Source organism: Acaryochloris sp. IP29b_bin.137 (genome assembly GCF_028285745.1).
Taxonomy (GTDB): Bacteria; Cyanobacteriota; Cyanobacteriia; order Thermosynechococcales; family Thermosynechococcaceae; genus Acaryochloris.
The window spans coordinates 22,674-35,824 of the sequence record NZ_JANQOP010000047.1 but is presented as its reverse complement, the minus strand read 5'-3'; the positions used below and the strand labels follow the sequence as shown (position 1 = coordinate 35,824).

The 13,151-nt window shown below is 51.0% G+C and carries 9 protein-coding genes; 5 read left to right on the top strand and 4 right to left on the bottom strand.

Features of this window, described 5'->3' with window-relative positions; genetic code table 11:
- Positions 1–11 precede the first annotated feature (11 nt).
- The 5 genes from Q0991_RS04005 to ndhD1 all read left to right on the top strand — a co-directional run bounded on the left by Q0991_RS04005 (position 12) and on the right by ndhD1 (position 5,881).
- Positions 12–830: a hypothetical protein gene (locus tag Q0991_RS04005; protein ID WP_299485731.1), complete on the top strand. Its 819-nt coding sequence runs from the start codon at positions 12–14 to the stop codon at positions 828–830.
- 12 nt (positions 831–842) lie between these two features.
- The gene (locus Q0991_RS04000; protein WP_299485729.1) at positions 843–1,565 is read left to right on the top strand and encodes an NnrU family protein; all 723 of its coding nucleotides are present in this window, start codon (positions 843–845) and stop codon (positions 1,563–1,565) included.
- A 45-nt stretch (positions 1,566–1,610) separates the two neighbouring features.
- On the top strand, positions 1,611–1,961 hold the full coding sequence (locus Q0991_RS03995) for a thioredoxin domain-containing protein (protein ID WP_299485727.1): 351 nt from the start codon (positions 1,611–1,613) through the stop codon (positions 1,959–1,961).
- 180 nt (positions 1,962–2,141) lie between these two features.
- The gene (locus Q0991_RS03990; RefSeq protein WP_299485725.1) at positions 2,142–4,205 is read left to right on the top strand and encodes an NAD(P)H-quinone oxidoreductase subunit 5; all 2,064 of its coding nucleotides are present in this window, start codon (positions 2,142–2,144) and stop codon (positions 4,203–4,205) included.
- A 56-nt stretch (positions 4,206–4,261) separates the two neighbouring features.
- On the top strand, positions 4,262–5,881 hold the full coding sequence (ndhD1, locus tag Q0991_RS03985) for a photosynthetic/respiratory NAD(P)H-quinone oxidoreductase subunit D1 (protein ID WP_299485723.1): 1,620 nt from the start codon (positions 4,262–4,264) through the stop codon (positions 5,879–5,881).
- 10 nt (positions 5,882–5,891) lie between these two features.
- On the opposite strand, the gene Q0991_RS03980 is transcribed toward ndhD1, so the two are convergent.
- From Q0991_RS03980 to Q0991_RS03965, 4 genes are all read right to left on the bottom strand, one after another.
- Positions 5,892–6,569 (bottom strand): phosphatase PAP2 family protein, encoded by a 678-nt coding sequence (locus Q0991_RS03980; RefSeq protein WP_299485722.1) that lies wholly within the window; start codon positions 6,567–6,569, stop codon positions 5,892–5,894.
- Positions 6,570–6,699: 130 nt separating this feature from the next.
- On the bottom strand, positions 6,700–7,083 hold the full coding sequence (locus Q0991_RS03975; RefSeq protein ID WP_299485720.1) for a DUF2237 domain-containing protein: 384 nt from the start codon (positions 7,081–7,083) through the stop codon (positions 6,700–6,702).
- 181 nt (positions 7,084–7,264) lie between these two features.
- Positions 7,265–10,642, bottom strand: coding sequence for a hybrid sensor histidine kinase/response regulator (locus tag Q0991_RS03970; RefSeq protein ID WP_299485718.1), 3,378 nt, complete (start codon positions 10,640–10,642; stop codon positions 7,265–7,267).
- Between the two features lie 88 nt (positions 10,643–10,730).
- The gene (locus Q0991_RS03965; protein ID WP_299485716.1) at positions 10,731–13,133 is read right to left on the bottom strand and encodes a methyl-accepting chemotaxis protein; all 2,403 of its coding nucleotides are present in this window, start codon (positions 13,131–13,133) and stop codon (positions 10,731–10,733) included.
- Positions 13,134–13,151 lie beyond the last annotated feature (18 nt).

The following is a 13,151-nucleotide window of genomic DNA, read 5'->3' as shown; positions in this document are numbered from 1 at the left end:
GGACCCTAGGCATGAACGAGCTGAGGCAGGCACTAGAATTAGCGACGGAAGAAGAATTGCAAGACCTGACGGATTTGCTGTTTCGACGCCGATATAACCCCCTCGATTACCTGCAAGAACCGACGCCAGATCAGGTCCAAGCGACCAGTCGCCAAGATTGGTTAGAAGCTATTGAAAACCGCTTCCGCTTTGTAGCCGCCGACGGATTTACGGTCCTGAAAGGGCAAACGGAAACCTTGAGCTATCGCCAAGTCCTGGTGCAAGTTAGCCGTCACCTCAAAATTCGCTATTCACCGACCCTATCCACTACAGATTTAGAAGCTGAGATCTATTTGCACCTGATCAAAGAAGCTTGGCAGAAGTTGCCGGAGAATCAGCAGGAGCAGCTGCAACAGCGAATCCAAAAAGCGTTGGCTGAGGCCCCTGGGACGCCCTTACCCGTAAATTGCCAAACGGATCCCCGGCGATGGCTGCTGGAAGGAAGCAGCGCTTTAGCCGTATCATCAGTGTTGCGCCCCTTGCTGTTAAAGCATTTGGCGCGGCAATTTGCGGCTCAAATGGCAGTGTATCAAGTGGCTCGACAAGCAGCCCCCCAAATCGAAGGACAAATCGCGGTGCAAGCAGCACGACGTGGTATGGCTTGGAATGCAGCCCGATATGGCGTGATGCGCGGGGCGTTGACGGTAGTGAGTTCAGCTCTGTGGATTGGCTTGTTTGCAGACCTGGGTTGGCGTGCGATCGCAACCAACTACGGGCGCGTCATTCCAGTGATCTTTACCCTGGCCCAAATTCGTCTTATTCGGGGGGACGCGTCTTGGCAGTCTGTTTGAGTATGATTCGAAATGTCCACTGATCCCCATTCTTGGTTTGCCCCCTCTCACTTCATCATGTTGGCCTTACTGGGCGGCTTTGGGTTAACCCATAGCGGTTTGGCCTCCCTGCGCATGGCCGCAGAGAAAAAATTAGGGGCGCGACTCTATCGCGTGATTTTTGCCTTAGCGAGTATCACTGCAGCCGTGATTGTGATCGGCTATTTTCTCAAGCATCGATACGATGGGGTGCAGCTCTGGCAGCTGCAGGGCACCCCTGGCTTGAAAAGCTTTGTCTGGGCGTTGTCGGCCATTTCCTTTATTTTTCTCTATCCTGCCACCTTTAATCTGCTAGAAATTGCGGCCATCCAAAAACCCCAAGTCCATCTCTACGAAACGGGCATTATTCGTATTTGTCGCCATCCCCAAATGGTGGGCCAGGTGATTTGGTGTATTGCCCACTTGCTCTGGGTTGGCACTTCGTTTACGTTGGCCACCTGTTTGGGACTGATTGGCTATCACTTATTCGGCGTCTGGCATGGCGATCAGCGTTTGGCTAAACGCTATGGAGAGGCCTTTGCAGCGGTCAAGGCTCGCACCTCCATCGTGCCCTTTCTGGCCATTGCCCAGGGCAAACAAACCTTTCAACTGAGAGAGTTTTTTAAGCTCGCCTATGTCGGGGTAGCTGGGTTTGTCTGGTTGTTTTGGATTGCCCATCCCCTGATGATGCGTGCAGCATTCAACGTTCGCTGGTAGCATGATCCCAGCTGATAAAATCTCTTCTCTGAATCACCGCTGAGCATGCTGCCTTCGACCAATACCCAAACCTTTAACCCAGACGTTTTGCAGTCTGAAACGCCCGTTTTAGTCAGTTTTTGGGCTCCTTGGTGTGGAGTCTGTCGCTGGGTAGAACCGTGGCTCATCCAGATCCAAGCAGATTACGGTTCGGCACTCAAAATTGTCACTATCAATGCTGACGAAAATTTTCCCATTGCCAGTCAATATCGGCTAACGAATATTCCCAGCCTGCTGCTATTCCACCAGGGTCGCCTGGTCCATCGGATTGACCAGTTTTGTGATCGCACCGACGCATTGCACTTGCTGGAGGAAGGGCTATGTCAGATTGTTCCATCGCTATTACTGGCAGGGTAACCTAACTTTACATCCCTGAGTGCGAGCGGATTAACCCACAACAATATCCTAGATAGTCTTTGGGACCGATATTCTGTCGGTTAATCTTAAGATTTTCAAGTCGAAAAACGGCCTGGAAATATGTAACAATGTAAAAAGTTTTACAAACTGTAAAGTTTTCTATCGCAAACAGCGTCAACGATGGACTCGTTATATCAATTTGCTTGGCTTATCCCTGTATTGCCGTTGGGCGGTGCATTTCTCGTTGGTTTAGGGTTAATTTCCTATAACAAACAAACCAACGCTCTCCGTCAAATCAATGCGGCCTTTATTGTCTCCTTGATGGGAGCGGCAATGGTCCTCTCCTTCGCTATTTTATGGAGTCAGATTCAAGATCATGATCCTTATCTAATGACCTTTGAATGGGCCTCAGCAGGAGCGTTTCACCTGACGATGGGCTATACCATCGATCATCTGACCTCCCTGATGTTAGTGGTGGTCACCACCGTTGCCTTCCTGGTGATGATTTATACCGATGGGTACATGGCTCATGACCCTGGTTATGTAAGGTTTTATGCATATTTAAGTCTATTTAGCTTCTCCATGTTGGGACTCGTCGTTAGCCCTAACTTGGTGCAAATTTATATTTTTTGGGAATTGGTAGGGATGTGTTCCTACCTGCTGGTGGGATTCTGGTATGACCGCAAGCCCGCCGCCAACGCCTGCCAAAAAGCATTTGTAACAAACCGAGTCGGTGACTTTGGGTTACTGCTCGGCATCTTAGGCCTGTATTGGGCCACCAATAGTTTTGAATTCGACATTATGGGAGAGCGGTTGCAGTCTCTAGTGTCGACCGGTGAACTCAGCGGAGTGGTGGCGGCCATCTTCGCTATTTTGGTATTTATGGGACCCATGGCTAAGTCAGCCCAGTTCCCCCTTCATGTCTGGCTACCGGAAGCCATGGAAGGTCCGACTCCCATTTCGGCCCTGATTCACGCAGCAACGATGGTGGCTGCTGGTGTCTTCCTAGTCGCTCGGATGTTTCCCGTGTTCTCGGGCATCTCCACCGCCATGCAGTTTATTGCCTGGACTGGCGCGATTACCGCCTTCTTGGGAGCGACGATTGCGGTCACCCAAAACGATATTAAGAAAGGTCTGGCCTACTCCACCATTTCCCAATTGGGCTATATGGTGATGGCCATGGGCATCGGTGCCTATTCTGCGGGTCTCTTCCACCTGATGACCCATGCCTACTTCAAGGCCATGCTGTTTTTAGGATCGGGCTCGGTCATCCACGGTATGGAAGCAGTGGTCGGTCATAACCCCGCCCTGGCTCAAGATATGCGCTTGATGGGCGGCCTTCGCAAGTATATGCCCGTCACAGGACTGACCTTTTTAGTCGGTTGCCTCGCCATTTGCGGTATTCCGCCTTTTGCGGGCTTTTGGTCTAAGGATGAGATTCTCAGTTCTGCCTTTGCAGCCAATCCTGCCTTGTGGCTAGTGGGGTGGCTAACCGCAGGTCTGACCGCCTTTTATATGTTCCGCATGTATTTCTCCACCTTTGAAGGAGACTTCCGGGGCAATATCAATGCTTTGCGTGAACAGATTGATGGCAAATCCCCGGCCCTCAACTTCGGCCCTGGCGCCATGGATCCCCGGGAGTTGACGATGGTGGCTGAGCAAGAGGCTCATCATCATGACGATCATCACCATGCGGATGAACCCCATGAATCTCCAATTACCATGACCCTGCCGTTGATGGTGTTGGCGCTGCCCTCCATTGCTATCGGTCTACTGGGCATGCCGTTCAACAATCGGTTTGAAGCTTTTATTTACGCTCCTGGTGAAGCCAATGCGGCTCTAGAAGCAGCGGCTGAGTTTGAATGGTCTGAGTTTTTGTTGATGGCCGGGAATTCGGTCGGTATTGCCTTAATTGGGATCACCCTGGCCTCACTCATGTATAGAACTCGGCAAGTGGATCCGGCTGCGATCGCAAATCGATTCCCGTCCCTGTATGAGTTCTCCCTCAACAAGTGGTTTATTGATGACCTCTATGAGCGCACCATCATCAAGGGCTGTCGCCGGATTGCCCGTCAGGTCCTAGAGGTTGACTTCAAAGTCGTCGATGGCATCGTTAACTTCGCTGGATTCCTCGCAGTATTGACTGGGGAAGGGCTTAAGTACTTGGAAAGTGGCCGTATCCAGTTCTACCTGTTCATCATCTTTATGGCAGTCTTGGGGATCTCGATTGCCACGGTCATCTAACGTCTTTTCATTTTTTCCTCGTCGTTGCTCAATCCGTTGAATAGAGATAGCGGTTCATGAATCCAGATACATTTCCTTGGCTGTCAACTCTGATTTTCTTCCCAATTGTGGCCACCGTCGCTCTGCCCTTTATTCCAGATCCAAAGGGTAAAGGTGATCCCATTCGCTGGTATGCACTGGTGATTGGCCTGATTGATTTTGTCTTATTGATCTACGCCTTTTACACCCAGTACGACTTTGCCGAGTCTGGGCTGCAGATGGTGGAACACTACGACTGGCTTCCCCAACTAGGTGTGCAATGGTCTGTTGGAGCAGACGGCTTATCCATGCCGTTGATTCTGCTAACAGGATTTATTACTTCTTTGGCGATCCTGGCCTCCTGGCCCGTCACCTATAAGCCAAGACTCTTCTATTTCTTGATCTTGGCCATGTACGGTGGTCAGATTGCGGTGTTCGCCGTTCAAGATCTGCTGGTCTTTTTCTTGGTCTGGGAATTGGAATTGGTGCCAGTGTATCTGTTGCTCTCGATTTGGGGCGGCTACAAACGGCTTTATGCAGCGACGAAATTTATTCTTTATACCGCCATCAGCTCCCTATTTATTTTGGTAGCAGCCTTGGCAATGGCCTTCTTTGGCCCCGACTTGACCTTTGACCTGCAGTCCCTAGCGGCAAAAGATTATCCGTTAACTTTCCAACTGCTCTGTTACACGGGCTTTCTAGTTGCCTTTGCAGTCAAGTTGCCGATTGTGCCGCTGCATACCTGGTTACCGGATGCCCACGGCGAAGCCACAGCCCCGGTTCACATGCTGTTGGCCGGAATTCTTTTAAAGATGGGGGGCTATGCGTTAATTCGCATGAATGTGGAGTTACTCCCTGATGCCCATGCCTATTTTGCTCCCGCTTTGATTATTCTGGGTGTCGTCAATATCATTTACGCGGCCCTTACCTCCTTTGCCCAGCGCAATCTCAAACGTAAAATTGCTTATTCATCCATTTCGCATATGGGCTTTGTCCTGATCGGCATTGCCTCCTTTACGGATTTGGGAATGAGTGGCGCTGTTCTGCAAATGGTCTCTCACGGCTTGATTGGTGCCAGTCTCTTCTTCCTGGTTGGCGCGACTTACGATCGCACCCATACTTTGATTCTGGAAGAGATGGGGGGCGTGGCCCAGAACATGCCTAAGATCTTTGCCATGTTCACCACCTGTTCGATGGCTTCCTTAGCCCTACCGGGGATGAGCGGTTTTGTCGCTGAATTGATGGTATTTGTCGGCCTAGCAACCAGCGATGCTTATAGCCTCACCTTCCGCGTACCGGTGGTAATTTTGGCGGGTATTGGCGTGATTCTGACGCCGATTTATCTGCTGTCCATGCTGCGGGAAATCTTCTATGGACCTGAGAATAAGGAACTCACGTCCCACGAGAAGCTAGTCGATGCCGAACCTCGGGAAATCTTTGTGATTGCCTGTTTGCTGGTTCCCATTATTGGTATTGGTCTCTATCCCAAAATCATTACTCAGATTTACGATGCTAAGACTACCCAGTTGGTTGCTTATATCCGTCCCTCTGTGCCCTCAATTGCTCTGCGAGAAACAACGACCGTCGCTTCTGCCTCCAGTGACTTAGCGCAAGCAGAGTTTCGACAAGCTCCCCTTCTTAAGCCATCCGAATTTTAGAACTTTCACCTTACCCCGTTACCGACTTGCTGCGCCCTAGCAGCATAGACTGAACGATAAGGCACAGGGTCAACCACACCAAACCAGCCGCATACCCTGCAACGACGTCTGTAGGCCAATGAACACCGATATAGAGCCGACTAAACCCAATGGCTGCAATCAAGCCAGTGCCCACAGTCAGCATTAAAAATCGGCGGGATTGAAACTGGCGAATCAAACCATAAACCAGCACCGCGTAGAAGACTAAAGAAACCATGGCATGGCCACTAGGAAAACTGTAAAAGGGCACCTGTAAAACTTGGTCCCATAGAGCAGGGCGATGTCGGGCGAACAGTTCTTTTAACCAGATATTTAATCCTAGGGAACCACCAATCGCGATCACAAAGGTTATGGCTTCTAGGCGTCGTTTTTGCCAGAATAATAGTCCTCCCATTCCCAGGGTAAAAGGGAATAAGATTAGCGGCTCGCCCAGATAGGTGACGAGCACCATCAACCGATCCAAGGTAGGGGTATGGAGGTGGTGAATGGCCAGCAAAATCTGAGTGTCGAGGGATTCTGATTGGGGAAGAAGCGTTGCGATCACAACAAAGATGCCCAACGCTAATGCTGCTGCCACGATCCCAAGGCGTTGCCAGGGGGAATAGAGCGATTGGCCTAGCTGAGCCAACCACTGCCGAGATTTAAACATAAAAAGATGAAATCGACGTCAAAGTAGCAGGTGGACAAAACACAACCTGAAGGATTTACTTTACTTTATATACCTTAACGTAAGGTTATTGGTGCTCATCCTGCTCAATGTATGGCCGCATCGTTTATCTCTAGCTGCTTCCAGATTCAGCATCGACGGCATATTGCCTCAGATCATCCAGGGAGACATGCTCAAGCGCGATGGCATGGGTCGCGGCTAACTTCACAGGCGGTGCTACACCGGCTTCTAGGGCCTGCTGCCAGCGTGACGCACATAAACACCAACAATCTCCTGGTTTTAACCCAGGAAACCCATACATGGGAGCAGGGCTACTCAAATCGTTGCCTTGCGCTTTGGTATAGGTTAAAAACTCGGCAGTGACTTGAGCACAAACAATGTGAGCTCCCATATCTCCTGCGCCGGTATTGCATTTACCATCCCGATAAAATCCGGTCATGGGCGAGGTACAGCAGATCTGTAGAGGCCCTCCTAAGACATTCATGGCTTCTGTCATTCACTTCGCTCCCACAGCCCTGATACGAAATACCTTAGCAGCTCTTGGTATGATAGCCCCCATGCCTGCTGGTCAGCCTTTCGCTATCGCTCGTTGCCAAGTAACTATCAGAACTCCTATGGCCTTAGAGTGGTCTGCCAAGGGTTTAAAGATATTTAGTGGCCCGGAAGGACCAGAAGCACTATCCCACTAACTCGGGCGTCTTTTGGTCTATGAACGCCGCTAAGGTATCGAGCAACTCCTGCTCGTTAAACGGCTTGGAGAAGTAGGCCGAAGCGCCTAAATTCATGGCCACCTTGCGATGTTTTTCGTGACTGCGGGAGGTCAGCATCACAATCGGCAAGTTTTTAAACCGAAGCTGGCCTTTGACTTCTTCCAACACCCCATAGCCATCCAGTCTGGGCATTTCAATGTCACAGACCACTGCCTGTACGACTAAGCCGCTTTCCAGTTTGTCAACGGCTTCTTGACCATCCTTGGCCTGCTCGACCTGATAGCCCGCTTTTTCTAAGGTCAAGGCTAGGAAGCGACGGACATTAACGGAGTCATCCACCACCAGGATGGTATTGTCTGAACTGGCTGAAGGAAGGGGCTCGGCAGGAGCAGCCATACCGGATTGCTGCCGTTCCAGAGACCACTTGAGCACGGGCAATGGATCGATAATCGGGACGACGCGGCCATCCCCCAAGACCGTAGAGCTAACAAAACCGGGGGGCATAGGCAGCGGACTGGCGATGTCGCGGATGGTGACTTCTTGCTCACCCCAGAACCGTTCAATTTCTAAGCCACCCACATAGTCATCCTCCCCAACCACTAGAATGGTGGGTTTATTGATGATAGGTGTTCCTAGCATTTCAGAGAATCGACGGGTTTGATTAAACGCCCAATGCTGAGCCAGGTTGATGACGGGAATAGATTGATCTTGCCAGGTCAATGTGTGAGATACTTCGAGACTTTGGATTTGGTCTGCTTGCAATCGCAACAGCTCGCGAATGCTATCACTCGGAACCGCAAAGATTAATCCCGAATGCTCTAACAGCATCACTCGCAAAATCGAGAGAGTATAGGGTACGGTAACCGTAAAGGTCGTTCCTACGCTTCGTTCGGTATAGACCTGAATTTCACCTCGGATGTCGCGGAGGTTGTTCTGCACCACATCCATCCCTACACCTCGCCCAGAGAGTTCAGTCACTTGCTCTGCCGTACTAAAACCGGGCTCAAAAATACAATCGAGTAAATCGGCCTCTTCCATCTGGGTGACTTCCAACTGAGAGAGTCCCATTTCCTGCAAGCGATTACGGACCTTATCTAGGCGAATGCCAGCCCCATCATCACTGAGGGTAATCACCGTTTGCGCCCCCCGATTACGGGCTTTAATCGTAATCGTGCCTTTAGGGTCTTTGCCAATCGAAATTCGGTGTTCTGGATTGCCAATCCCATGATCAAAGGCATTGCGAAGGAGATGATTCAGGGCATCTCCCAAGGGTTCCAGTACCGCTCGGTCAATCAGGGTGGCGTCCCCTTCCATCACCAAGTTGACTGGCTTATTAAACTGAACGCTTAAGTCTCGAATCACCCGGGGGAAGCGTTTGACAATTTCTCGGAAGGGCACCATCTGGGTGCGGGTGACATTATTCTGTAAAGAGCGGGTGGTTTGGTTAATATCTCGCACGGCCTGACCCATATCCTGGAGGGTCAGGTCAATATCAGAGCCTACCTCTTGGAGCTGAACAATCGTCTCAATCTGTTCCTGGGCAATCAGGTGCAAGTCCGTATATTGGTCCATCTCTAAGGCATCGAAGTCCGCAGACCTAGATTCGGCAAGAGGTTCAGGTTGGACCGGAGCCGCATCCTCGGCGGGGATAATTCCTTCCATAGAAGCCCGGTCATACCATTGCTGCAACTGGGTATTGGAGGCTTCTAACTGGCGAATCCGCTGTCGAATCAGTTGGGTATAGGCTTGCAACTGCTCAAAACGCAAATTGACCGTATTCCGTTCCAGAATCAACTTCCCGAACAAGGTATTAAATTGCTCAAGCTGTTCCACTGGAACCCTCACCGTTTTACCACTGAGGGGCTTGACGGGGGCGGCAGCTGGCTGGGCAGCCGTGGCCTGTTCCAAAATTTGGGCGGCACCTTCAAGGGTCAAGGGGAGGTCAGCAGTCTCCTCTTCAACCTCCGGGTCTGCGGTGGTTTCCAAGAGATCGGAGGCAACATCAAAGGCCTGCTGTAAATCAGCCAGCTCCATCGAGTCCTGCAGATCAGCGAGCGCATCTGCATTGAACACGTCATCTGGAGAAAAGTCTGTAGCAGGGATCTCTGCAGGAAAGTCTAACTCAGGGTCGGGCGTCGGTAGCTCGACCGATAAGGCCTCGGCGAGGCCAGCGACAGCCGGATCATCAAGGGCCATGCCATCTAAATTGACCGCTTCTAGCGCTTCAGGGCTAGGTAGATCCGTGGCCAAAGCATCGGCGAGGCCAGCGACAGCCGGATCATCAAGGGCAATCTCATCTAGCACTTCAGGGCTAGGCAGATCGGTTGCTAGGGTATCTGCCAGGTTGGCAACAGCCAGATCCTCAACAGCAATGTCTTCTAAATTGACCGATTCTAAAGGCCCAGGGCTAGGCAGATCCGTCCCTGAAGCATCAGCGAGGTTGGCGACAGCGACATCTTCTGGGGTAGTCTCCCCTGGCCATTCAATCGTGCCAAAGTCAGCTTGCAGAGCTGATAGATCGACCGAGTCTAAGGCCGTTTCAAAATTGACCGCAGGGCTGGGAGCAATCGTGGGCGTAAAGTCTAGGAGTTCATGGGGCAGCTTCTCAAAACTACGGCGAATAACCAACGCATGGGACCGTCGCCAGGTCTTGAGAGCCGCCGTCGAGAGTTCTGGGATTTGCTCCGGTACAACTTGGGTCGCCAGTTCCTGGATCGATTGGCAGAGCTGGATAAAGGGGGCTAAATTGGCCATATGGCCGAAGGCCACCAGCTCTTCAGCGGTCATCGCTAATTCCCCCGCCAGTTGGGGTGTGGGTAAAGTGCCAAAATAACCTTCAATGCGATCAAGAACAGCTTCCACGCCATCCTCAAACATTAGTAAAGCTGGATCAATGTCTTCGTCATCGCTGCTAAGTAGGGCATTTTCATCTTCATCCGTCACCTCTCCCAAATGGATCTGCAGTTGGTCAAAAACAGGTGTGATATGCGCAGCCAGCCAGTCAGCATTAATGTCTGCCCCCTGCTTATAGCGATCGCCCACTTGTCGTAAGCTATCTAACCCCTGCAAAAGTAAGGTTTCCACCTCAGTCTCCAGGGTTTTGGATGCATAGTGAACCCGTAAGATCTTGAAGAAATCTTCCAGACGGTGGGCCACTTGACTCAGATCCATCAGCCCCATCATGGCCGCCCCCCCCTTAACCGAGTGGGAGGCCCTGAGGGCGTCATCCAGTTGCTCAGGTTCAGCCACGCGGGTGGCTAGACCGAGTAGAACCCGTTCAATTCTGTCGTAACAATCTTCTGCTTCTTCGAGAAATTTAAACTGGATTTGTTGTTCTTTATCCATAGTACTGAGGCGATGATAGGTCGCTAATGTCGATGGGGGGCATCCGGTGTCTTAATCCAGGGGGCTATAGGGGCAAGTCTCGAACGTTTTAGCTCGCTTCTTCGACCTTAAACTGGGCCACGGCTGCTTCCAGCTTCTCGGCAATTTCTGCTGTTTCTTGCATAGATTCGGCCACCTGGGTGGAGGATTCCGCCCGCTGTTCGGATAGTGCTGCCATTTGTTGCATCAGGGTGGTCACCACTTTAGATGTTTCCGTTTGGGAGACCGTGGCGTCAGAAATGGACCGCATCAGGTCATTAATTTCTTGAGAACGGCTGAGCACAACCGCCAACTTCTCTTTGGTGGTTTCCACTAAGCGGGTACTATCGACCACCTGGTTGGTTCCCACTTCCATGGCTTCAGTTACTTCTTTAGTTTCGGCCTGAATACTCGCCACAATTTGGGCAATTTCCTTGGTCGCCGTTGCCGACTGTTCTGCCAGAGCACCCACCTGCTCCGCAACCACGGTGAAACCTTGGCCCTGCTCACCCGCGCGGCTGGCCTCTACACTAGCGTTAATCGCTAGCAGGTTGGTTTTTAGCGCAATCTCTTCAATCAGAGACACCACCTGGGAAATCTTTTGGGAGGATTCGCCCAGTCGCTTAATTTTCTTAGCCGTTTCACCCACCGTGTTTCGCAGGTTGAGAATACTATCCACCGTTTGATCCATTGCCTCACTGCCCTCTTGAACCGTGGTGTAGGCTTGATCAGAAATCAGGGCAGCTTTACCGGCGTTGCTGGCCACATCCTCAATGGAGGTAGACATTTGCTCAATGGAATCCAGGGTGGTGCGGGTTCGTTCGGTTTCTTGGACGGCTTGTTCGGCCAAGGTCTGCATTTCCCCCTTGTTATCATTCAGGGACGAACTCACCTGCACGGAGGAGTCTTTTACCTGACCGGCAATGTCGTTGAGGTTGTCGATAATGGCATTGAACAAGTCAGCAACGGTACTCATTTCCATGGAGTCCAAGCTGGCACGAACCGTGAGGTCTCCATCCACCGCTTCTCCCACTTCGTCGAGGAGCTGATAAATTTCCATTTCCAGTTTGTCGCGGGATTCTTTTTGCTCCTGGGCGGCTTGTTCGGTTTTGTCGAGTAGTGTTTTGACCTCAGACACCATAGTGTTAAAGGTCCGGGCTAGGGCACGAGTTTCTCGGGTGCCTTCTACTTCGGCTTCAACCTCCAAGTTACCGCTAGCGGCTTCGTCAGCAGTATTAGTAAGTTTGGCTAGGGGATTGGACACGGTACTGGATAGCCAGTAAATCAGAACAGAAATAATCCCGGCCAGTAACAGACCCATACCTGCGAATAGAATCAACTGCTGTTGGGCCAAAGCGGCTTCTTCTGCCGTTTCCACGGAGGCAATGGCCACCAATTTTGTCCCTGGGATAATGGACACATTAAAGAATCGATCCTTGTAGGTAAAGGAAGCAATCACTAACTTGGTATCTCCCGCTTCCTGTTCCTTGATCTTGAGGTCGGTGATGCCAGGAATATTTTGAATCTGAGCCTTCGTGGCATTTAAATCCCCAGATTCGGCTTCCAGATAATCTTCAATCAGGTTGGCGGCGGCGACCACATCTGCCCCACCTGTAACTTCTTGGTTTTGGAGATCACTGCCTTTGGCAGTAATAGTGTCCACCACTGGGTTGGTTTCAAGTTTCGGGTCGACAATTTGGACAATTTCTGACTCGGTCAGGTTGGGAGAGATCAGGGTACTGATGGCTTCGTCTAACGCTTTGGTCGGTAGTCCAACTTTCGTCACCCCAATGAAATTACCCGCATCGTCCTTAACTTGTTTGGAAATGGCAATGACGCTTTGATTGGCTGATTCATCGAACTCGGGTTCTTCGATAAATTGCCCTTTCTCCTTGGCCATTTGCCACCAGCGCTCATCATTCTGAACAAAGTCAGAGGTGGGATTGCTATATGCCACGTTAAACCCATTCACGTCCGTGACGAACACCTCAGCTAACTGAGCGTTCTTAACCACCCGTTGCAGATACTCATTCAACTTAGCGTTAGGTTTGAGTAATTTTGTACTGGCAAACTGCTTTTCTACCGCTTCAATCGGCTTTTCTGTTAAGCCTTGGGACTCGGCTTGCTGGGCGCCTGCTTTAACCGCCTCCAGCAACAAGGGGTCACTATCAATAATGTCTGGGAACTTTAGGGAGTCTTTCAAGAAAATGGTGCTAGCCTCACTGGCTAGCAAGCTCACCTCTTCTAACTGCAACAGGGCTTTTTCCTTTAACTGAGCCTCGGTCTGCACATAACCAATCCCACTCGCAATGGCTACTGGAACGAGAGACACGGGCAAAACGGTAGTTAACAGTTTTTGACGTAGAGTGGCAGCTGGTGCTGAGTCTGTGCCTTGGTCTAGCGCAGCGATATTGCCGTTGCTCTGGCCATTAGAAGCGACGTCGGCTGGGGTAATGTCCTGTTGGGTCGTCATGGTCTTGTTGTGAAAGTA